Here is a 22227-nt window from a genome sequence, read left to right on the forward strand (position 1 = left end):
CTGTGGACAACCGCGGCGGGTGCGTCACGTTCCTTCGCCCGGGTGTTGTCGGGGCTTGGTCAACACGCTTCAATGCGGGGGAACTCGGGTGGTGAAGCACGCCCTACGGATGTGAAGGCGTCCCGCGCCCTCCTGGGGTGCCCGGCCACCCACGCGAACGGTCTGACCAGCCGTCGTGCGCATTCACAGAAAGGCCCCTGCATGCCGCATGCCCCTCAGCACGTGGACGCCGACGCCGAGTCCACCGCCGCGGACGCCGTGGCGGATCTGGAAGCGGCCCTGCGGGGCGGCCCCTTCCACGTCGCCCTGCGGGCCGCGATCGCGGCCCGGGGGCTGCCTTTGCAGCGTGTGCAGCATCATCTGTCGCGGCACGGGGTCAAGGTCGGCGTCACCAGTTTGAGTTACTGGCAGCAGGGCGCTCGCCGACCGCAGCGCCCGGAATCCCTGCGGGCCGTGCGCGCGCTGGAGGAGATCCTGCGGCTGCCGGAGGAGTCGCTGATCCGGCTGCTCACGGAGACCGGCGCGGATCTGGCCGCCGGGCAGCCCGCGGGACGCTCCTACCGGGCGCTCATGGCGGCCTCGGACGTCCTGGAGAAGCTGTTCGTCGAACTTCAGTGCTCTCTCGACGACGGTCTCCACACGCTCGGCCACCACGAGCGGGTCCGGATCGGCGGGCGCCGCGAGCTGCTCGGGCGCGAGTCCCAGCACATCGTGCGGGCCCACCGCGACGGCGTGGACCGCTTCGTCGCCGTCCACCACGGGGACCCCGGCTGCGTGCCGGAGCGGATGGCGGTGCAGGCCCTGGAGAACTGCCGCACCGGTCGGATCCGCCGCCACCACGACACCGGCGTCCTGGTGGCCGAGCTCCTCTTCGACACCCGGCTGCGGGCCGGCGAGACCTTCCTCTTCCGCTACGGCGTGCGGGACGGCACCGCCGGGGCGTGCCGCGAGTACGTCCGCGGTTTCGACGCACCGGGCGGCCAGTACGCCCTCCAGGTCCGTTTCGCCGAGGACGCGCTGCCGGTTCGCTGCCACCGCTTCTCCCGGCACTCCCCCGCCGCCCCGCGCAGCGGCCGTCAGGAGCTGCCGTTCAGTCACCGGCACCGCTCGGTCCACCTCGTCGAGCCGCGGGTACGGTCGGGCATGCTGGGCATCGGCTGGGACTGGGAGTGAGCGAGCCCTCGCCCCGCCGGTCCCTGAGCCGCTGATGCCACCGAGCTCTTCGTGGAAGGAAACCACCCTGTGATCGTCGTCGCCGGTGAGGCCCTGATCGATCTGGTGCCGCAGGGCACGGGTGCCCTCGCGGCGCTGCAACCGGCGCCGGGCGGCGGCCCGTTCAACACGGCCGTGGCCCTCGGCCGGCTCGGGTCGCCGACCGCCTTCTGCTCGCGCGTCTCCCGGGACGCCTTCGGCGAGGCGCTGCTCGGCCGGCTGCGCGATTCGGGCGTGGACGTCGCGCCGGTGCGGCGTGGCCCGGAACCGACGTCGCTCGCCGTCGCCACCCTCGACGGCGACGGCTCGGCCGCCTACTCCTTCTACGTCGACGGCACCGCGGACCGGCTGTTCGCCGCGCCGGCCGGGCTGCCCGCCGGGACGCGCGCGGTGTCGTTCGGCACCTGCTCGCTCGTCCTGGAGCCGGGCGCGAGCGCGTACGAGGAGCTGATGCGGGCGTCGGCGGCGCAGGGGCTGTTCACCGCGCTCGACCCCAACATCCGGCCCGGTCTGATCCCGGACGCCGACGCCTACCGGGCCCGCTTCAAGAGCTGGCTGCCCTCGGTGACCCTGCTCAAGCTGTCGCAGGACGACGCCCGGTGGCTGGGCGGCACCCCGCGCGAGTGGCTGTCCGCCGGTCCGGCGGCCGTCGTGGTCACGCACGGCGGCGACGGGCTCACCGCCCATACCGGCTACGGCGGCGAGTACGCCGAGTACACGGTGCCGGGCGAGAAGGTCGAGGTCGTGGACACGATCGGGGCCGGCGACACCGTGAACGCGGCCCTGCTGCACGGGCTCGCGATGCGCGACGCGCTGTCCCCGGCCGCGGTGGCGGCTCTGGGCCGCGACGGCTGGGAGCGGCTGCTGAGGTTCGCGGCCCGCGCTGCGGCGGTCACCTGTTCCCGGGCGGGCGCCGAGCCGCCGTACGCATCCGAACTGGGCGAGCTGTAGGGGTTGTCGGCCGGCGGACGCCCGGAGCGCGCGGCGGTGCGCCGGCAACGGACGGCGGCCCGCGGGGAGTTCCCGCGGGCCGCCGAGGATCTCGGGCTCCTTACCGCTTGGCCGCCGCCTTCTTGCGGGCTGTCGTCTTCTTGGCCGGCGCCTTGGCGGAGGGCGCGGCGTCGCTGATCTTCTCCGGCGCGAGGATCTCGCGCAGGAACTTGCCGGTGTGGCTGGCCGGGACGCCGGCGACCTGCTCGGGCGTGCCCTCGGCGACGACCACGCCGCCGCCCGCGCCGCCCTCGGGTCCCATGTCGACGACCCAGTCGGCGGTCTTGATCACGTCGAGGTTGTGCTCGATGACGATGACCGTGTTGCCCTTGTCGACCAGGCCGGAGAGGACTTTGAGGAGCTTGCTGATGTCCTCGAAGTGCAGACCGGTGGTCGGCTCGTCCAGGACGTAGACCGTGCGGCCGGTGGAGCGCTTCTGCAGTTCGCTGGCGAGCTTCACGCGCTGCGCCTCGCCGCCGGACAGGGTGGTCGCGGCCTGGCCGAGGCGGACGTAGCCGAGGCCGACGTCCTTGAGCGTGTTGAGGTGCCGCGCGATGGCGGGGACGGCCGCGAAGAACTCCGTGGCCTCCTCGATCGGCATGTTCAGCACGTCGGCGATGGACTTGCCCTTGTAGTGGACCTCCAGGGTCTCCCGGTTGTAGCGGGCCCCGTGGCAGACCTCGCACGGGACGTAGACGTCCGGGAGGAAGTTCATCTCGATCTTGATGGTGCCGTCGCCGGCGCAGTTCTCGCAGCGGCCGCCCTTGACGTTGAAGGAGAAGCGGCCGGGCATGTAGCCGCGGACCTTCGCCTCGGTGGTCTCGGCGAACAGCTTGCGGACGTGGTCGAAGACGCCGGTGTAGGTGGCCGGGTTGGACCGGGGGGTGCGGCCGATGGGCGACTGGTCGACATGGACGACCTTGTCGACGAGGTCGTCGCCGTCCACGCGGGTGTGCCGCCCCGGCACGTTCCTCGCGCCGTTCAGCTCGCGGGCGAGGTGCGTGTACAGGATGTCGTTGACCAGGGTCGACTTCCCGGAGCCGGACACGCCGGTGACCGCGGTGAACACGCCCAGCGGGAAGGAGACGTCGATGTCCCGCAGGTTGTTCTCGCGGGCGCCGTGCACGGTGAGCTGCCGGGACAGGTCCCGGGGGCGCCGGATCTCGGGCAGCGGGATCGCCTTCTTGCCGGACAGGTACTGCCCGGTCTGCGACGCGCTGTTGGCGAGCAGTTCCTTCAGGGAGCCGCTGTGCACGACCTTGCCGCCGTGCTCGCCGGCGCCGGGGCCGATGTCGACGATCCAGTCGGCGACCTTGATGGTGTCCTCGTCGTGCTCGACGACGATGAGCGTGTTGCCCATGTCCCGCAGCCGGACGAGGGTCTCGATCAGCCGGTGGTTGTCGCGCTGGTGCAGGCCGATGGACGGCTCGTCGAGGACGTAGAGGACGCCGACGAGGCCGGAGCCGATCTGGGTGGCCAGCCGGATGCGCTGGGCCTCGCCGCCGGAGAGCGTGCCGGCGGCGCGGTTGAGGGAGAGGTAGTCGAGGCCGACGTCGACGAGGAACTTCAGCCGCTCGTTGACCTCCTTGAGGACCCGCTCGGCGATCTTCTTGTCGCGGGCATCGAGCTTGAGTTCGCCCAGGAAGTCCGCGCAGTCGCTGATGGACATCGCGGAGACCTCGGCGATGGACTTGCCCATGATCGTGACCGCGAGGACGATCGGCTTCAGCCGGGTGCCCTCACAGGTGGGGCAGGGCACCTCGCGCATGTAGCCCTCGAAGCGCTCGCGGCTGGCGTCGCTCTCGGCCTCGCTGTGGCGGCGCTTGACGAAGGGCACGGCGCCTTCGAAGGGCGTCGTGTACACGCGCTCGCGGCCGTAGCGGTTGCGGTAGCGGACCTCGATCTGGGTCTTGTGGCCGTGCAGGAGCGCCTTCTTGGCGCGCTGCGGCAGGCCGGCGAAGGGGATGTCCGTCCGGAATCCCAGCGCGTCGGCGAGGGCGCCGACCAGCCGGCCGAAGTAGTCCTTGGTGTGGCCGTGCGACCAGGGGTGGATGGCGCCCTCGTCGAGGGACTTGTCCTCGTCGGGGACGATCAGCTCGGCGTCGACCTCCATGCGCGTGCCGATGCCGCTGCACTCGGGGCAGGCGCCGAAGGGCGAGTTGAAGGAGAAGGAGCGCGGCTCCAGCTCCTCGAAGGACAGGTCGTCGTAGGGGCAGTACAGGTGCTCGGAGTACATGCGCTCGCGCTCGGGGTCGTCCTCGGGGAGGTCGACGAAGTCGAGCACGACCATGCCGCCGGACAGGCCGAGGGCGGTCTCCACGGAGTCGGTGAGCCGGCGCTTGGCGCTGTCCTTCACGGTGAGACGGTCGACGACCACCTCGATGGTGTGCTTCTCCTGCTTCTTCAGCGTGGGCGGGCTGGACAGCTGGATGGTCTCGCCGTCCACGCGCGCGCGGGAGTAGCCCTTGGTCTGCAGGTCGGCGAACAGGTCGACGAACTCGCCCTTGCGCTCGCGCACGAGCGGCGAGAGCACCTGGAAGCGGCTGCCCTCGGGCAGCTCCAGGACCCGGTCGACGATGGCCTGCGGCGACTGCCGCGTGATCGGGCGGCCGCACTCGGGGCAGTGCGGCTTGCCGATGCGCGCGAAGAGCAACCGCAGGTAGTCGTACACCTCGGTGATGGTGCCGACCGTGGAGCGGGGGTTGCGCGAGGTCGACTTCTGGTCGATGGAGACGGCCGGGGAGAGGCCCTCGATGAAGTCGACGTCGGGCTTGTCCATCTGGCCGAGGAACTGGCGGGCGTACGAGGAGAGCGACTCCACGTAGCGCCGCTGGCCCTCGGCGAAGATCGTGTCGAAGGCCAGCGAGGACTTGCCCGACCCCGACAGGCCCGTGAAGACGATGAGCGAGTCGCGCGGGAGGTCGAGCGAGACGTTCTTGAGGTTGTGCTCGCGCGCTCCACGGACGATGAGACGGTCGGCCACGCCGGTCCGCACCTTTCTTGAGAGAAGTGACAGGGGCGGGGCCCCCGTCTTTCTCAGACTAGGGGGAGCCACTGACAACGCCGGTCGGGATGCATGGGTTCACAACAATCCCCGGCTCTCCAGCATGCCCGACGTCGCCTCCGACCATATAGCACGCACATTCGATTTACGGGCGCTCTTCGCCTCCTTCACCCGAAGGGGTGGCGGGACTAGGGTCAGCAGCATGATGGATCACGCTCATGACCTGCTGTGTGTACAGGACGCGACGGAGCGGCTGCTGACCGCGGTCGCCAAGCTGGACGACGCGTCCGTGGCGACTTCGTCCCGTCTGCCCGGCTGGAGCCGGGGCCATGTCCTCGCCCACCTCTCCCGCAACGCGGACGCCCTGGTGAACGTCCTGGCGGGCCGCCCCATGTACGTCGACGCCGCCGCCCGCGACGCCGACATCGAGCGGGACGCCCCGCGCCCGCTGGAGGTGCACCTCACCGACCTGCGGGAGAGCGCGGCCCGCTTCCAGGAGGCGACCGGCGTGCCCGGCGACTGGTCGCGCACGGTGGAACTGCGCAACGGCATCACCGACTCCGCGTCCTGGCTGCCCTTCCGGCGCTGGGTGGAGGTCGAGCTGCACCACGTGGACCTCGGGATCGGGTACGAGCTGGAGGACCTGCCGGAGGAGTTCACCGAGCGGGAGACCGGCTTCCTCGCGGACCGGTTCGCCGGCCACCCCGACGTGCCGCCGACGCGCCTGACGGACGGCACGCGCGTGTGGCGCACCGGCCGGCCGGGCGACGCCCCGGAGACGGCCGTCACGGGCGCCCCTGCCGACCTCCTGGGCTGGCTCGCCGGCCGCCGCGACGGAGCCGCGCTGACCGTGTCCGGCGGAACTCTTCCGGCGCTTCCCCCGCTATAGGCTGCCGACATGACGTACAGCGGAGAGGTGCGGGTCGGCGGCCCGGCGGACGTGCACGAGCTGAAGGACCTGATGATCACCAAGATCGCGGTCGGTCCGATGAGCAACAACGCCTATCTGCTGCGTTGCCGGGCCACGGACGAGCAGCTGCTGATCGACGCGGCGAACGAGGCGCGGACCCTGCTCGGCATGATCGGTGACGACGGCATCGCGTCCGTCGTCACCACCCACCAGCACGGCGACCACTGGCAGGCGCTCGCCGACGTGGTCGCGGCCACGGGCGCGCGTACGTACGCCGGCCGCGAGGACGCCGGGGGCATCCCCGTGCCGACGGACGTGCCGGTCGACGACGGCGACGTCATCCGGGTGGGACGCGTCGAGCTGACCGCGCGCCATCTCGTCGGTCACACCCCGGGTTCGATCGCCCTCGTCTACGACGACCCGCACGGGCACCCCCACGTCTTCACGGGCGACTGCCTCTTCCCGGGCGGCGTGGGCAACACCCGCAAGGATCCCGAGGCGTTCGCCAGCCTCATCCACGACGTGGAGACGAAGATCTTCGACGTTCTCCCGGACGAGACCTGGGTCTACCCGGGCCACGGTGACGACACCACGCTGGGCGCCGAGCGTCCGCACCTTCCGGAGTGGCACGCGCGCGGATGGTGAGCAAGGGGCGCGCACTGCTACTCGCGCGCCCCGTGTGAACGACGTGCACGCGCCGGGGCCGTACGCACACTCCCCGCCCCACCTCGTTGCGCGGTCAACTGGTCACAGCCCCGCGCGGGATGACGGCTCCCGCTCGGACGGGCCGCCGGCCTACGTTCCCCGCCCTCGGCCGGCGGCCCAGGCCCTGCTCGCGCCGCTGTTCACGCGGCTGCAACACCCGTTCCCAGCATGCGGACAAAAGGCCGGTTGACCTCGACAGACGCGGATTTCGCTGCCAATCTCCCGCCATGCATCCCGCTTCGCGCACCCTGCGCCGCGCCGTCGTCGGCGTCACCGTAGCCCTCCTCGCCACCGCCGTCGGCTGCGCACCGCAACCGGAGGAGAAGGCCGCCGCCTCGCCGTCCGGTGCGGCGAAGAACGCCTGCGCCAAGGGCGCGCTGCCCACCGAGACCTCCGGCAAGCTGACGGTCGCCACCGACACGCCCGCGTACGAGCCGTGGTTCAAGGACGACAAGCCCGCGAACGGCGAGGGCTTCGAGTCGGCGGTCGCGTACGCCGTGGCGAAGCGGCTCGGCTACGGCGCGGACGCCGTCGTCTGGCAGAGCGTGCCGTTCAACAAGGCCTTCGCGCCGGGCGAGAAGACCTTCGACTTCGACGTCAACCAGGTGTCGATCAGCGCCGAGCGCAAGCAGGCCGTGGACTTCTCCTCCGGCTACTACGACGTGCGCCAGGCGGTCATCGCCCTGAAGGGCTCCAAGGCCGCGGGCGCGAAGAGCATCGCCGACCTCAAGGGCCTCAAGCTGGGCGCCCAGGTCGGCACCACCAGCCTCGGCTACATCGACGACGTGGTGAAGCCGACGCGGGCCGCCGCCGTCTACGCCAAGAACGACCAGGCCAAGTCCGCGCTGAAGAACGGCCAGGTCGACGCCGTCGTCACCGACCTGCCGACCGCCTTCTACATCACCGCGGCCGAGGTCACCGACGCCACGGTCGTCGGCCAGTTCGAGAACCACGGCGGTACGCCCGAGCAGTTCGGGCTGGTGCTCGACAAGGGCAGCGCGCTCACCCCGTGCGTCTCGTCCGCCGTGGACGCCCTCCGCGCGGACGGCACCCTGGCGAAGATCGAGCAGCAGTGGCTCTCCGACGCCGTCGACGCCCCGGTCCTCAAGTGACCGTCGTCGAGGAGCAGTCCGGCCCGGAGGACGCCGGCGAACCGGACGAGAGCGGTAAACGGGCGCCCGGCAGCGGCGAGGGCGCCCAGGACGACGGGTACACGCCCTCGCGGCGACGGCTCGAGCGGGAGCGCTACAAGCGCACGCGTGCCCGCCGCGCCACGGCGCTCGCCGCTGTGTCGACCCTGGTCACCGCCGTCGTCCTCTACCTGGTCGTGGTCAGCGCGCCCGGCTGGCCGCGCACCAAGGAGACGTTCTTCGACGGGCGGTACGCGCGCGAGGCGCTGCCGAAGGTCCTGGACGGACTGTGGCTGAACGTACGCCTGCTGCTCGTCTGCGGGGCCGCCGTGCTGGTGCTCGGCATGCTCATCGCCGTGGCCCGCACACTGCGCGGCCCGGTGTTCTTCCCGCTGCGGGCGCTGGCGGCCGCGTACACGGACTTCTTCCGCGGACTGCCGCTCATCATCAACCTGATGATCGTAGTGCTGGGCGTCCCGGCGCTGCGCCTGCAGGGCGTCACCGTCGACCCGGTCCTGCTCGGCGGCACGGCGCTCACCCTGACGTACTCCGCGTACGTCGCCGAGGTGTTCCGCGCCGGCATCGAGTCCGTGCACCCCTCGCAGCGTGCCGCGGCCCGCTCGCTGGGGCTGACCAACCGGCAGGCGCTGCGGCACGTGGTGCTCCCGCAGGCCGTGCGCCGTCAGGTGCCGCCCCTGCTGAACGACATGGTCTCGCTCCAGAAGGACACCGGTCTGGTGTCCATCGGCGGGGCGGTCGACGCGGTGCGGGCCGCCGACATCATCGTGGGCCGCAGTCTCAACTACACGCCGTACATCGTCGCGGGACTGGTGTTCGTGGCGCTGACCATCCCGATGACCCGCTTCACCGACTGGGTGACGGCCCGGATGGACCGTCAGCGGGCCCAAGGAGGACCACTATGAGCGCGACGGCCCAGGACGGCTCGCCCGTGCTGCGGATGGAGTCCGTCCGCAAGACCTTCGGCGGCTCCGTGGTGCTGCGCGACGTCGACCTGGAGGTCGCCCCGCACACGGTGACCGCGCTGATCGGCGCCTCCGGCTCCGGCAAGTCCACGCTGCTGCGCTGCGCCAACCTGCTGGAGGACATCGACGACGGGGCGATCTGGCTGGACGGCGAGGAGATCACCGACCCGCGCGCGGACCAGGACGCGGTACGGCGCCGGATCGGCGTGGTCTTCCAGGCCTACAACCTCTTCCCGCACATGACGGTGCTGGAGAACATCACGCTCGCCCCGCGCCGCGTGCACGGCGTACCGCGCGCGCAGGCCGAGGAGCGTGCCCGGGAGCTGCTGGAGCGGCTCGGGCTGGGCGGGAAGGCAGGTGCTTACCCGGACCGGCTCAGCGGCGGCCAGCAGCAGCGTGTCGCGATCGTGCGCGCCCTCGCCGTACGCCCCCGTCTGCTGCTGCTCGACGAGATCACGGCGGCCCTCGATCCCGAGCTGGTGGGCGAGGTCCTGAGCGTCGTGCGCGATCTGAAGGGCGACGGCATGACCATGGTGCTGGCCACGCACGAGATGGCCTTCGCGCGTGAGGTCGCCGACCAGGTCTGCTTCCTGGACGGGGGCGTGGTGCTGGAGCGCGGCACCGCCGAGCAGGTCTTCGGCGACCCGCGACAGGAACGCACACGGCGTTTCCTGCGGCGCACCGGAGCAGGGGCTCTGTAAGGGGCGTGGCCCGGGAGGCCGGTGCTTACGCGTCGGCCTGCGCCGAACCCGCCAGCGCCGCCACCCGCTCCACGCCGAAGACGTATCCCTGCACGCCGCAGCCCGCGATGACGCCGTCGGCGCGCAGGGAGACGTAGGAGTGGTGCCGGAACGACTCGCGCCGGTGGACGTTGGAGATGTGGACCTCCAGCACCGGCAGGCCGTCGCAGGCGTTGAGCGCGTCCAGGATCGCGATCGAGGTGTGCGAGTAGGCGCCGGGGTTGATGACGATCCCGCAGTGGTTCAGCCGCGCCTCGTGGATCCAGTCCACCAGCTCGCCCTCGTGGTTGGACTGCCGGAAGTCGACCGTGCCGCCGTGCGCGGCCGCCGCCTTCGCGCACAGCGCCTCGACGTCGGCGAGCGTGTCCGAGCCGTAGATCTCCGGCTGGCGCTGCCCGAGGAGGTTCAGGTTGGGGCCGTTGAGGATCATGATCGGGGCGTTGGCCAGGGTGCGGGGCACGGGGTCCTCCGGTTCGGTGAAGGCGGGCTGCTCCTCCCCCGATTATCACGATGCGGCGTCACGGCGCCGGTCATACCCTCCTGGCATGACCATGATCTCGTACCCTCCCAAGCCCTCCCCCGGCGACCGCATAGCCGTCGTCTCGCCCGGCGCCGGTCTGCCCGGCCTCTTCCCGCGCCCCTTCGAACTGGGCCTGGAGCGGCTGCGCGAGGACTACGGGCTCGTACCGGTCGAGTACCCGGCCACCCGCACGATGGGCGCGACGCCGCAGCAGCGGGCCGACGACCTGCACGCCGCGTTCGCCGACCCGGACGTCAAGGCGGTCATCGCGTCGATCGGCGGCGACGACCAGATCACCGTGCTGCCCTTCCTGGACCGGGAGTTGATCCGGGCCAACCCCAAGCCGTTCTTCGGGATGAGCGACAACACGAACCTGCTGATGTATCTGCGCAACACGGGGATCGTCGGCTATCACGGCGCGACCGTGATGACCGCGCTGGGCCGGCCCGTGCGCATGGACCCGCTCACCGCGGACTCGCTGCGCGCCGCGCTCTTCACCTCGGGCGAGTACGAACTCCGGCCCGCCGAACGCTGGAACGACGTCAACCGCGACTGGGCAGAACCGGCCACCTTCGAGGAGGAACCGGAGACCCGGCCCGGCGGCGGATGGATCTGGCGGAACGCCGGCCGCGTGGTGGAGGGGCGCAGTTGGGGCGGCTGTCTGGAGATCGTCGGCTGGCTGCTCATGGCCGACCGGGAGATCGCGCACGACCTCTCCGAGTACGACTCGGGGGTGCTGCTGCTGGAGACGTCCGAGGAAATGCCGAGCGGCGAGGAGGTCTTCCGGGTCCTGCGGAACATGGGCGAGCGCGGGCTGCTCCAGCGTTTCTCCGCGCTGCTGATGGGCCGGGCGAAGACCTGGTCCTTCGAAAGCCCCAACAGCCCCGAGGACGCCGACCGCTACGCGGCCGAACAGCGCGACGCCGTCCTGCGCGCGATGCGTGTGTATGCCCCCAACACCATGATCGTCTTCGATGTGGACTTCGGCCACACCGACCCGCAGTTCGTGATCCCCTACGGGGGCCTCGTGCGCGTCGATGGACCCGCCCGGCGCATCACCGTCACGTACTGAGGAGGACGGCGCGCCTCCGCACGCCCCCGTAACCAGCGGTCACCGTGGGTAGTTGACGCGGCATGCACGACGTACGCACCATGAGGACGCCCTCCATGCCGCGGCTCGCGGCCGCCTCGCTCGCCGGGACGGCCATCGAGTTCTACGACTTCTTCGTCTACGGGACCGCGGCCGCACTGGTCCTGGGTCCGCTGTTCTTCCCAGCCTTCTCCCCCGCGGCGGGGACGCTGGCCGCCTTCGGCACGTTCGGCGTGGGCTTCGTGGCCCGGCCGCTGGGGGCGGTGCTCTTCGGGCACGTCGGGGACCGGCACGGACGCCGGCCGGTCCTCGTCGTCTCCCTGCTGCTGACCGGCGGCGCGACGGTCGCGGTCGGGTGCGTGCCGACGTACGACACGATCGGTGTCGCCGCTCCCCTGCTGCTGCTCGGGCTGCGGTTCCTGCAGGGGCTGGGGCTCGGCGGGGAGTGGGGCGGCGCCGTCCTGCTGACCGCCGAGCACGCGCCCGCCGGGCGGCGGGCCCTGTGGTCGAGCTTCCCCCAGATCGGGCCAGCCGTGGGCTTCGTGCTCGCCAACGGCGTGGTCCTCGCGCTGTCGGTGACGCTGAGCGAGGCGCAGTTCGCGCAATGGGGGTGGCGGGTGCCGTTCTGGGCGGCGGGAGCGCTCGCCGCGGTCGGACTGTGGCTGCGCTCCTCCCTCCCGGAGAGCCCTCGGTTCCTGGAGCTCGACGACCACGCGCGCGTGCCCCTCGTCGAGGTGCTGCGCTCCCACTGGAGGCTCGTCCTGCTGACCGCCGGCGCGCTCGCCGTGGGGTACGCGATCTTCTACACCGTGACGACGTGGTCCCTGGCGTTCGCCACCGAGCGGCTGGGCGTGAGCCGGAACGTCATGCTGGTGTGCGTGATGGCCGCCGTGGTGGTCAAGGGGGCGCTGACGCCGCTGATGGCGCTGCTCGGCGACCGCCACGGGCGGCGGCCGCTGTGCCTCGTCGGGTGCGCCGCGGCCGCCCTGTGGATGTTCCCGATGGTCGCGCTGCTGGCGACCGGTGAACCGCTGCCCATGTTCCTGGGCATCGCGGGGGCGCTGATCGCCTTCGTCACGATGTTCGCCGTGATCGCGGCGTATCTGCCGGAGCTGTACGAACCGCGCGTGCGCTGCACGGGCGCGGCGGTCGGGTACAACCTCGGCGGTGTCCTCGGCGGCGCGCTCACCCCGCTCGCGGCGACGGCTCTCGCCGAGCACGGCGGGCGGGTCCCCTGGGGCGTGGGGGCGTATCTGACGGGCGTCGCACTGCTCAGCCTCGGCTGCTTCGCCCTGCTGCCGGAGACGCGGCCGGCGCCCGCGACGGTGGCGCGGGCGGCTATGGATTGAGCGCCAGCTCCAGGTACGCCGCGAAGATCACCAGGTGCACCCCGCCCTGGAGCGGGGTAGCCCGGCCGGGCACCACGGTGAGCGAGGCGACGACGACGGTCAGCGCGAGCAGCACCATGTGGGTGGCGCCGAGGCCGAGGACGAGCGGCCCGGAGAGCCAGACCGAGGCGAGGGCGACCGCGGGGATGGTGAGGCCGATGCTGGCCATCGCGGAGCCGAGCGCGAGGTTGAGGCTGGTCTGCACACGGTCGCGGCGGGCGGAGCGCAGGGCGGCGATGGTCTCGGGGAGCAGGACGAGCAGGGCGATGACCACGCCCACGACGGCCGGGGGCAGTCCGGCCGCCTCGACTCCGCGCTCGATGGTCGGCGAGACGCCCTTGGCGAGGCCGACCACACCGATCAGGGCCAGGCCGAGCAGCCCGAGGCTGATCAGCGCGGTCCGGGAGGAGGGGGCGTCGGCGTGGTCGTCCGCGGTGATCACGTCGCCGTGCCGGGTGACGGGCAGGAAGTAGTCGCGGTGCCGCACGGTCTGCGTGGCCACGAACAGGCCGTACAGGGCGAGTGACGACACTGCGGCGAAGGTGAGCTGGACGCCGGAGAACTCCGGTCCCGGCTTGCTGGTGGTGAAGGTCGGCAGGACCAGGCTGAGCGTCGCCAGCGTGGCCACGGTGGCCAGGGCCGCGCCGGTGCCCTCGGGGTTGAAGACCGCCGTGCCGTGCCGGAGCGAGCCGACGAGCAGGCACAGGCCGACGATGCCGTTGCAGGTGATCATCACGGCGGCGAAGACGGTGTCGCGGGCGAGCGTGGAGCTCTTGTCGCCGCCGTCCACCATCAGGGTGACGATCAGGGCGACCTCGATGATCGTCACGGCGATGGCGAGCACCAGCGAGCCGAAGGGCTCGCCGACCCGGTGGGCGACGACCTCCGCGTGATGGACGGCGGCCAGGACGGATCCGGCGAGGACCGCGGTCACGACGGCGACGATCACGCCGGGCAGGTCCCGGCCCCAGGTCAGGACCAGCAGGACGACCGCGAGCACCGGCACGAGGGACGTCCACCGGACCGTGACCGACCTGAGCCGAGCCGTCATGCTGCGATGCTCTCAGAGCGGTACGGGCAGCGCACTCCGGCCGCCGGGACGGCCGGCCGGAGCGTGGGGCGCCGGGGGCGGCGCCCGGCGAGGTGCCGGGCGCCGCCTCCGAGGGCCGCCTCAGACATCGGCGCTGTCCTTCGGAGCGCCTTCGGCCCGCTGAGCCTCCTCGGCCGCCGCCTGCTTCTTCGACGCCCGGAGGCTGGTGATCGTGGTGACGATCAGGACGGAGCAGATGACGCCCAGCGAGACCGGGATGCTGATCTCGGGGACGTGCACCCCGGACTCGTGCAGCGCGTGGAGCACCAGCTTCACGCCGATGAAGCCCAGGATGATCGACAGGCCGTAGCTGAGGTGGACCAGCTTCTTCAGCAGGCCGCCGATGAGGAAGTACAGCTGGCGCAGACCCATCAGCGCGAACGCGTTGGCCGTGAACACGATGTACGGGTCCTGCGTCAGGCCGAAGATCGCGGGGATGGAGTCCAGGGCGAACAGGACGTCCGTGGAGCCGATCGCCAGCATCACGACCAGCATCGGGGTCATGACCCGCTTGCCGTTCTGCTCGATCCACAGCTTGGTGCCGTGGTAGCGGTCGGCGACGCCGAACTTGCGCTCGACGGCCTTGAGCAGCTTGTTCTCCTCGAACTCCTCGTCCTCCTCGTCGGCCCGGGCTTCCTGGATGAGCTTCCAGGCCGTCCAGATCAGGAAGGCGCCGAAGAGGTAGAACACCCAGGAGAAGCTGGCGAGGATGGCGGCGCCGGCGGCGATGAAGATCGCGCGCAGCACCAGGGCTATGAGGACGCCGATGAGCAGGACCCGCTGCTGGTACTGCGACGGGACCGCGAACTTCGCCATGATCAGGACGAAGACGAAGAGGTTGTCGACGCTCAGCGACTTCTCGGTGATGAAGCCGGCGAAGAACTCGCCGGCGGGCTGGCCGCCGCCGAACAGGAACAGTCCGAGCCCGAAGAGTCCGGCGAGGACGATCCAGACGATCGTCCAGATGCCGGCTTCCTTGAGCGACACGTCGTGCGGTTTGCGGCCGATGAAGAAGTCGACCGCGATGAGGGCGGCCAAGCCCACGATGGTGAGGACCCACAGGCCCACTGAAACATCCACTGCGCCTCCGGCAGTACGTAACGGCAGGTGAACAGCGTCGTCGCGCTGCCGGAGGTCTCTTCCACCCCGGGCCCCGGCACGCCGGAGCGCGTGGGACCACACGGGCCGGCGCCCCGGGATCTGACCAGATCCGTATTGACGGGTACGCCGCAGCAGACAGGGAGTACTCCCCTCCGTTGAGAAAGACAGTATCCCAATCACCAAGGATTGGTAAAGGGCTTGGCAAAAGAAGGGCCAAATCCGCTGGTCAGAGTGGCTTTACCGGGCTTTACGGATTCCGTTGCCCGCGGGCCTGGGCGACCTGCGCCAGCACCGTGTCGAGCACCCGGCTGCCGGGCGGCGTCAGCGTCGGCTCGTAGGTCCAGGCATGCCCGACCCAGGGGTCGGCGAGGTGGTCGTCGGGCACCGGCGTCAGACGCATCAGCCCGCGCCACAGCGGGTCCAGCAACGGTCCGTAACCGGCGGCGTCCTCCCGGTCGGCGACCATCATCAGGTGGACGCCGACGGCCGGTCCCTCGTCCGCGAGATAGCGCAGCTGGTTGACGGCCCGGTCGTCGAAGCCGTGCGGGAAGTCGTTGACCACCAGGAGCTGCTGGGAGGTGTCGAAGCCGGGCGGGAGCGAGTCGGCCGCACCGCCGCGCACCGCCATCTGCACCAGGTCGACACGCTGGGTGAGACGGGCGAGCACGTCCGTCACACCGGCCGCCCCCACCGCGGGCGGACCGGCGAGCACACCGGCCCGCACCAGCGGGGCCAGGCTCTGCGCGCCCGACCCGGCCGGATCGATGACGTGCACGGTGAACTCGTCCGCAGGGTGCACCGCCAGCAGCCGTGCCGTGTGCGCGACGGCCGAATCCAGGGCGAGGCGGCGCAGCTCGTGGGAGTCGAAGAAGGTGCCGTCGACCGACCCCGTCCGCCCGCTGTCGATCCACAGGCCCCGCTCCAGCGGCAGGCGGATCAGCATCGGTATGCGCAGCCCGTCGCTCTCGGGCAGGTGGAGGTCGCCCAGGCGTAGGGCCATGGGCATCTCCATGGGGACGCGGTAGGCGTGCCAGACCGGGTTGTCCCAGCGCGCGTACGCCGGCGGCAGCGCGGGTTCCACCACGTCGGCCTCGGCGGCGAGCTGGGCGAGGTCGCGGTCCAGCACCTGACGTGCCTGGTCGACGAGTTGGCTGTGCTTGGCGCGGGCCGTCTCCCGGGCGGCGTCGCCCTGTCCGCCGATCCGGCTGCGCGGGTCCGACAGGACCTCGTCGAGCTCCTTCTCCATACGGGTGTCGGCGAAGTCGACGGCGCTGCGATAGGCGGCCGTGGTGCGGGCCAGGTCCTCGAACATGCCCCACACCTGGTTGTAGAGCCGCTCCTCCATCGACCAGCCGGTGGCGTCGCCCGCGACGGGCTGCGCGGGCTGCCCGGGCTGGGCCGGGGGCGCGGCGGGCGGTGGCGGCGGGGCGGTGTTCTGCCGGCGCGGGTGGCTGTAGTCGATCGGGCCGCCGGCGGGCGTCTGCGGCGGGGTGGGCGGCGTGTTCGTGGGGGTGGGGCCCGTGACGTAGCCGGCCGGTGGTTCTGCGGGAGGCTGCGCGGGCTGTGTGCCCTGCGGACCGCTTGGGGGCGGGCCGCCGTAGGGGCCGGGGTTGCCCTGGGGGTGCTGTCCGTTGGGGGAAGCGTCGCTCTGGTCGGGTCCGGGGGCGGGGCCGGCGGGCTGCCGGGAGCGGCCGCCGTCGGACGGGAGCGGGGGCGGGGCGGGCACCGAGCGGGCCATGCCCTGCTCCACCGCCTTGAAGATGCCGGCCGCGAGCTGCCGGGCCTGCGGCAGGCCCTGGTCGGCGAGGAGTTCGGCGAGACCGCCCGCGTAGCCCTGGCCGATGGCCCGCACCTTCCAGGCGCCCTGGCGCCGGTAGAGCTCCAGGGCGACGACGGCGGACTCCGCGGTCAGGCCGGTGATGGTGTAGCTGGCGACCTCTGTTCCGTCGAGGCCGGTGACCGCGACGAAGGGGGCCGGGACGGAGCCGAAGCTCGTGGGCCCCGCGATGCCCGTGGGCAGGGCGAGCAGGACTCCGACGCGGTGCACGGCCTCGGCGACGGCGTCCAGGTCGACGGCGAGGCGGTGCTCGGCGGCGGCCTGGCGGGAGACCTCGACGCCGGGCAGGAGGGGCGAGCCCGGGTGGGCCACCCATTCCACCCCGTGCACCGTGCCGTTCTCGTCGCCGAGCGTGGCCCCCGCCACGATCGGCGTGCCGGCCGAGACCCTGATCTCGAGGCGGACCTCGACAAGCGGGTGGTTCTGTCCCCGCACCAGCTCGGCCGTCATCGCCTGTCGTCCCCCTGCGTCGCGTCGGTCGCGTCGGTCGTGTGTGGTGTTGTCGTGTGCCGCTCGGCCCGTTGCCCTACAGCGCCGGGAGGATCGCGGGCATCAGGTCCTGGAAGGTACGGCCGTTGGCCGGCGTGCCGAGGGCCGTCATGTTCCAGCCCGAGCCCGCCCGGTGCACCTTCGCCATGATCTGGGCCGTGTAGGCGCCGCCGCCCGCGAGCGTGTAGCGGGCCAGCTCCTGGCCGTTGGTCTCGTCGACCAGACGGCAGAACGCGTTCTGCACCTCCTGGAACGTCTGGCCGGTGAAGGAGTTCACCGTGAAGACGATCTGGTCGATGTGGACCGGCACGCGGGAGAGGTCGACGAGGATCGCCTCGTCGTCGCCGCCCTGGCCGACGCCGCCGACGAGGTTGTCGCCGGTGTGCCGGACGGAGCCGTCGTCGCTCACCAGGTGGCGGAAGAAGACGACGTCGACCGGCTGCTTGTCCGCGAAGAGGACGGCGGAGGCATCGAGGTCGATCTCCCGGGTGCGGGAGCCGAACAGGCCGCGCCGAGGGGCGGCCTGCCATCCGAGACCCATGCGCACCGCGGTCAGGCTGCCCCCGTCGTTCTTCTGAAGACTGATGGCCTGACCCTTGGTCATGTTGACGGTCACGCGCTGATTCCCCTCTCGGCTGTCCCCTGTTGCCGCGGACCCCGCGGTTGACGAAAACCCTACGCAAGGGCACTGACAGTGCCGTACCCACGCCCGGACTTTGTGTCGTTCTTGCAACACAGCGCGTGCCGCGGTGCGGCCGCTCAGACCTCTTCGGCCTCTTCGGCCGCTCAGGCCAGGCCGGCCTCCTTCATCTGGCGCAGTTCCTTCTTCATCTCGGCGACCTCGTCGCGCAGTCGGGCCGCGACCTCGAAGTGGAGGTCCGCGGCGGCGGCCCGCATCCGCTCGGTCATCTCCTCGATCTGCTCGGCGAGTTCGGCCGCGGGGCGGTCGGTCGGGACCGTCTCCTTGGCCTTCCCCTTCGCGGACCGGGCGGGCTTCGCCGCCTTCGAGGCCTTGTCGCCGAGGGCGGGCACCGGCGCCTTGGCGCCCCGGCCGTCCTTCTTCGCGCGGTAGCCCGTGCCGAGCAGCTGCTCGGTGTCGACCTCCTCGCGGGCGATCTGCGCCACGATGTCGTTGATCTTCTTGCGGAGCGGCTGCGGGTCGATGCCGTTCGCCTTGTTGTAGGCGATCTGCTTCTCCCGGCGGCGGTTGGTCTCCTCGATCGCCCGCTCCATGCCCGGGGTGATCTTGTCGGCGTACATGTGCACCTGACCGGAGACGTTGCGCGCGGCGCGGCCGATGGTCTGGATCAGGGAGGTGCCGGAGCGCAGGAAGCCCTCCTTGTCGGCGTCGAGGATCGCCACCAGGGACACCTCGGGCAGGTCGAGGCCCTCGCGCAGCAGGTTGATGCCGACGAGGACGTCGAACTCGCCGGCCCGCAGCTCGCGCAGCAGCTCGATCCGGCGCAGCGTGTCGACGTCGCTGTGCAGATAGCGGACCTGGATGCCGAGTTCGAGGAAGTAGTCGGTGAGGTCCTCGGCCATCTTCTTGGTGAGCGTGGTGACCAGGACGCGTTCGTCCTTCTCCACGCGCGTGCGGATCTCGTGCACCAGGTCGTCGATCTGGCCCTCGGTGGGCTTGACGACGACCTCCGGGTCGACGAGGCCGGTGGGGCGGATGATCTGCTCGACGACGCCGTCCCCGCGGGAGAGCTCGTACTTGCCGGGCGTCGCCGAGAGGTAGACGGTCTGTCCGATGCGCTCCTGGAACTCCTCCCATTTCAGCGGGCGGTTGTCGAGCGCGGAGGGCAGCCGGAAGCCGTGGTCGACGAGGGTGCGCTTGCGGGAGGCGTCGCCCTCGTACATGGCGCCGATCTGCGGCACGGTGACATGGGACTCGTCGATGACGAGGAGGAAGTCCTCCGGGAAGTAGTCGAGCAGGGTGTTGGGCGGGGAGCCGGGCGAGCGGCCGTCGAAGTGCATCGAGTAGTTCTCCACGCCGGAGCAGCTGCCGATCTGGCGGAGCATCTCGATGTCGTAGGTGGTGCGCATGCGCAGGCGCTGGGCCTCCAGGAGCTTGCCCTGCTTCTCCAGTTCGGCGAGGCGCTCGACGAGTTCCTTCTCGATGTCGTTGACGGCCCGCTCCAGGCGCTCGGGGCCGGCGACGTAGTGGGAGGCGGGGAAGACGTACAGCTGGTCGTCGTCGCTGATGATCTCGCCGGTGAGCGGGTGCAGCGTGGACAGCGCCTCGATCTCGTCGCCGAACATCTCGATGCGCACGGCGAGTTCCTCGTAGACCGGGAAGATCTCGATGGTGTCGCCGCGCACCCGGAAGGTGCCGCGGGTGAACGCCAGGTCGTTGCGCGTGTACTGGATGTCCACGAAGCGGCGCAGCAGCTCGTCCCGGTCGATCTCCTCGCCGACCTTCAGCCGGACCATGCGGTCCACATACTCCTGCGGCGTGCCCAGGCCGTAGATGCAGGAGACCGAGGCGACCACGACGACGTCGCGGCGGGTGAGCAGCGAGTTGGTCGCGGAGTGCCGCAGCCGCTCGACCTCCTCGTTGATCGAGGAGTCCTTCTCGATGTAGGTGTCCGACTGCGGGACGTACGCCTCGGGCTGGTAGTAGTCGTAGTACGAGACGAAGTATTCGACGGCGTTGTTCGGCAGCAGCTCGCGGAACTCGTTCGCCAGCTGGGCGGCCAGCGTCTTGTTCGGCGCCATGACGAGCGTGGGGCGCTGGAGCTTCTCGATCATCCACGCGGTGGTGGCGGACTTGCCGGTGCCGGTCGCGCCGAGCAGGACGACGTCCTTCTCGCCGGACTCGACGCGCTTGGCGAGCTCGGCGATGGCAGCGGGCTGGTCGCCGCTGGGCTGGTAGGGACTGATGACCTCGAAAGGCGCCACCGTGCGTTCGATGTGGGAAACGGGCCGCATGCCATCAACCGTACGACCCGGCACTGACAACGGGGTCCGATCAGCGGTTCTGCGGGGTCCTGGACTCGTGGGCGGCCACCTTGCGGCGGGGGCGCTGCGGGGGCTGCTGGGCGGTGTGCACCGGGTGCGCGGGGCGGGTGGGGGCGCCGCGCCCGGTCCGCTCCGGCGCCCGGTCGGGCCTGCCCATGACCATCAGCGGGTCGAACATCACGACGACGCCCGCGAGGCAGAGGAAGGCGAGGGGGCCGATCAGCATCGGCGCGAGCAGGCCGGCCGGTGAGTCGCCCTGGGTGGGTGCGCCGGCGGTGTGCAGGTGGACGCTGAGCGCGGCCATGCCGGTGTAGTGCATGCCTGTCACGGCCAGTCCCATGACGAGGCTCGCGCCGACGCTCCACAGGAAGCCCCTGACCTGTCCGGCGGCCCACAGGGCGGCGGTGGCGGCGGCCATGGCTATGGCGACGGAGAGCGCCACGGTCAGCGTGTTGTACTCGAACCGGCCGTTGAAGCGCATCCCCGCCATGCCCAGGTAGTGCATGGAGGCGATGCCCAGTCCGGTGATGGTGCCGCCGGTGAACAGCGCGGTCCCGGTCGCGCCCCGGTAGCCGACGATGAAGATCCCGACGCCCACCATGATGATCGCGACGCCCAGGCTGGCGTAGGTCATCGGCTTGTCGTAGTGGATGGGGGCGCCCGCCACCGAGAAGCCCATCATGGCGATGAAGTGCATGGTCCAGATGCCGGAGCCGATCGCCGCCGCGCCCAGGGCGAGCCACCCGGGGCGCCAGGACTGGGTCACGAGCAGGGCTCTGGTCGTGCAGCGCAGGCCGAGCGCACCGCCGAGGCAGGCCATGAGGTAGGCCACCAGCGGTGTGACGAGTCCGTAGCTGAATCCGTCGACCGTGCCGTGCATGCGCGGTTGCCCTTCCGCCCTGTTGCTGGACTTCCTGAAGCGCGCCCCTTCCCAGATCCGCGCCAGCGGCCGGGGATGACGCAGAAAGTATGACCCCCACCGCAATGGTCGAACGATTTTCCGGCAAAGAATCACGTCCTTGCCCCACTTGTGCGGCCCTGGTGAGCGGGCCAGGACGCCGTCTTCCCTTCTGTGGGCATCCTGAACCGGCGCCGCCGATGACTCTCCGCTGCCACAGTGGTGCTGAACGTGACATCTTGATGCGAGGAGTCCGCAATGCACGCGCGCGCAGTCGCCCCGGCCACCGCGCTCCTGGGCGCCGTCGCCCTCCTGCTCCCCGTCGTCGACGCCCCCGCGGCCGCCGGCGTCCGGCCCGCCCTGATCGCCCACCGGGGGGCGTCCGCCCGGGCCCCGGAGAACACCCTCGCCGCCGTGGACGCGGCGGCCGGGCTGGGCGTGGCGTGGGTGGAGAACGACGTGCAGCGCACCAAGGACGGTGAGCTCGTCGTCGTCCACGACGAGAGCCTGAGCCGGACCACCGACGTCGAGGAGGTGTTTCCCGGGCGCTCCCCCTGGAAGGTGAAGGACTTCACGGCGGCCGAGATCGCGCGGCTCGACGCGGGCAGCTGGTTCGCGCCCTCGTACGCGGGCACGCGCGTGCCGACTCTGACGCAGTACGTCCGCCGTGTGGAGCGCCACCACCAGAAGCTGCTCCTGGAGATCAAGAACCCGGAGCTGTATCCGGGGATCGAGCAGCAGACCCTCAAGGTGCTCGGCGACGAGGGATGGCTCGACCGGCGGCACCTGCGCGGCCGGCTGATCGTGCAGAGCTTCAGCGCGGACAGCCTCCGTGCCGTCCACGACCTCGACCCCGCGGTGACGACCGGGCTGCTCGGCAGACCGGCCGTGGCCGATCTGCCGGACTGCGCCCGCTTCGCCGACCTGGTCAACCCCTCGCACGTCTCCCTCTCGCCGGAGTACGTCGCCGCCGTGCACGCGACGGCCGGGCCGCACGGCAGGCCGTTGAGGATCTTCGTCTGGACCGTCGACGACGCCGCCCTCGCCCGCAGTGTGGCCGGCTACGGCGTGGACGGCCTCATCACCGACAAGCCCGACGTGGTGCGGCAGGCGCTGGCCTCTCCCTGAGGGGTCCTTGCACTGTTCCCGTCCAGGGTGCGTTGTCAGTGGCGGGTC

Annotated in this window: 18 protein-coding genes; 10 read left to right on the forward strand and 8 right to left on the reverse strand. The window is 71.2% G+C overall.

Annotation, left to right across the window (positions count from 1 at the left end):
• Positions 1–201: 201 nt before the first annotated feature.
• Entirely contained in the window at positions 202–1173 is a 972-nt protein-coding gene (locus ACFYXA_RS13615) for a hypothetical protein (RefSeq protein WP_352252820.1), read from the forward strand.
• Between the two features lie 69 nt (positions 1174–1242).
• Complete coding sequence (locus ACFYXA_RS13620; RefSeq protein WP_389032083.1) at positions 1243–2163, forward strand: carbohydrate kinase; 921 nt, start codon at positions 1243–1245, stop codon at positions 2161–2163.
• Between the two features lie 100 nt (positions 2164–2263).
• On the opposite strand, the gene uvrA is transcribed toward ACFYXA_RS13620, so the two are convergent.
• The gene (gene uvrA / locus ACFYXA_RS13625; protein WP_352252712.1) at positions 2264–5185 is read right to left on the reverse strand and encodes an excinuclease ABC subunit UvrA; all 2922 of its coding nucleotides are present in this window, start codon (positions 5183–5185) and stop codon (positions 2264–2266) included.
• A gap of 223 nt (positions 5186–5408) precedes the next feature.
• Here uvrA and ACFYXA_RS13630 point away from each other — a divergent pair, with 223 nt between their 5' ends.
• The 5 genes from ACFYXA_RS13630 (at position 5409) to ACFYXA_RS13650 (ending at position 9635) form a co-directional block, all read left to right on the forward strand.
• Positions 5409–6095, forward strand: coding sequence for a maleylpyruvate isomerase family mycothiol-dependent enzyme (locus ACFYXA_RS13630; protein ID WP_389032088.1), 687 nt, complete (start codon positions 5409–5411; stop codon positions 6093–6095).
• A 9-nt stretch (positions 6096–6104) separates the two neighbouring features.
• On the forward strand, positions 6105–6761 hold the full coding sequence (locus tag ACFYXA_RS13635; protein WP_352252718.1) for an MBL fold metallo-hydrolase: 657 nt from the start codon (positions 6105–6107) through the stop codon (positions 6759–6761).
• Positions 6762–7048: 287 nt separating this feature from the next.
• Positions 7049–7933: an ABC transporter substrate-binding protein gene (locus tag ACFYXA_RS13640; protein WP_389032092.1), complete on the forward strand. Its 885-nt coding sequence runs from the start codon at positions 7049–7051 to the stop codon at positions 7931–7933.
• Positions 7930–8874 (forward strand): amino acid ABC transporter permease, encoded by a 945-nt coding sequence (locus tag ACFYXA_RS13645; RefSeq protein WP_389032095.1) that lies wholly within the window; start codon positions 7930–7932, stop codon positions 8872–8874. Before ACFYXA_RS13640 ends, ACFYXA_RS13645 begins: the two co-directional genes overlap by 4 nt.
• The gene (locus ACFYXA_RS13650) at positions 8871–9635 is read left to right on the forward strand and encodes an amino acid ABC transporter ATP-binding protein (protein ID WP_352252726.1); all 765 of its coding nucleotides are present in this window, start codon (positions 8871–8873) and stop codon (positions 9633–9635) included. The genes ACFYXA_RS13645 and ACFYXA_RS13650 overlap by 4 nt, the downstream gene beginning before the upstream one ends.
• Before the next feature lie 25 nt (positions 9636–9660).
• Here the strand turns inward: ACFYXA_RS13650 and aroQ are convergent, their stop codons facing one another.
• The gene (gene aroQ / locus ACFYXA_RS13655) at positions 9661–10134 is read right to left on the reverse strand and encodes a type II 3-dehydroquinate dehydratase (protein ID WP_352252729.1); all 474 of its coding nucleotides are present in this window, start codon (positions 10132–10134) and stop codon (positions 9661–9663) included.
• A gap of 85 nt (positions 10135–10219) precedes the next feature.
• Here aroQ and ACFYXA_RS13660 point away from each other — a divergent pair, with 85 nt between their 5' ends.
• Together ACFYXA_RS13660 and ACFYXA_RS13665 are read left to right on the forward strand one after the other, a co-directional pair.
• Positions 10220–11266, forward strand: a complete 1047-nt coding sequence (locus ACFYXA_RS13660; protein WP_389032100.1) for a S66 peptidase family protein — start codon at positions 10220–10222, stop codon at positions 11264–11266.
• A 62-nt stretch (positions 11267–11328) separates the two neighbouring features.
• Positions 11329–12633, forward strand: a complete 1305-nt coding sequence (locus tag ACFYXA_RS13665) for an MFS transporter (RefSeq protein WP_389032103.1) — start codon at positions 11329–11331, stop codon at positions 12631–12633.
• Here the strand turns inward: ACFYXA_RS13665 and ACFYXA_RS13670 are convergent.
• The 6 genes from ACFYXA_RS13670 to ACFYXA_RS13695 form a co-directional block, all read right to left on the reverse strand.
• Complete coding sequence (locus ACFYXA_RS13670; RefSeq protein WP_389032106.1) at positions 12623–13723, reverse strand: calcium:proton antiporter; 1101 nt, start codon at positions 13721–13723, stop codon at positions 12623–12625. The genes ACFYXA_RS13665 and ACFYXA_RS13670 overlap by 11 nt on opposite strands.
• Before the next feature lie 120 nt (positions 13724–13843).
• Entirely contained in the window at positions 13844–14842 is a 999-nt protein-coding gene (locus ACFYXA_RS13675; RefSeq protein WP_352252737.1) for a TerC/Alx family metal homeostasis membrane protein, read from the reverse strand.
• Between the two features lie 268 nt (positions 14843–15110).
• Positions 15111–17150 carry a TerD family protein gene (locus tag ACFYXA_RS13680; RefSeq protein WP_389032111.1) on the reverse strand — a complete coding sequence of 680 codons (2040 nt, stop codon included), beginning with the start codon at positions 17148–17150 and terminating at the stop codon, positions 15111–15113.
• Positions 17151–17226: 76 nt separating this feature from the next.
• The gene (locus ACFYXA_RS13685; RefSeq protein ID WP_351099059.1) at positions 17227–17805 is read right to left on the reverse strand and encodes a TerD family protein; all 579 of its coding nucleotides are present in this window, start codon (positions 17803–17805) and stop codon (positions 17227–17229) included.
• Between the two features lie 170 nt (positions 17806–17975).
• Positions 17976–20123 (reverse strand): excinuclease ABC subunit UvrB, encoded by a 2148-nt coding sequence (uvrB, locus tag ACFYXA_RS13690; protein ID WP_352252743.1) that lies wholly within the window; start codon positions 20121–20123, stop codon positions 17976–17978.
• 40 nt (positions 20124–20163) lie between these two features.
• Complete coding sequence (locus tag ACFYXA_RS13695) at positions 20164–21033, reverse strand: MHYT domain-containing protein (RefSeq protein ID WP_389032115.1); 870 nt, start codon at positions 21031–21033, stop codon at positions 20164–20166.
• Positions 21034–21309: 276 nt separating this feature from the next.
• On the opposite strand from ACFYXA_RS13695, the gene ACFYXA_RS13700 reads away from it, so the two are divergent.
• Positions 21310–22179: a glycerophosphodiester phosphodiesterase gene (locus ACFYXA_RS13700; RefSeq protein WP_389032118.1), complete on the forward strand. Its 870-nt coding sequence runs from the start codon at positions 21310–21312 to the stop codon at positions 22177–22179.
• The last annotated feature ends 48 nt before the right edge of the window (positions 22180–22227 follow it).

Origin of the sequence: Streptomyces sp. NPDC002566 (assembly GCF_042889585.1) — a bacterium.
In the GTDB taxonomy this organism is placed as follows: Bacteria; Actinomycetota; Actinomycetes; order Streptomycetales; family Streptomycetaceae; genus Streptomyces.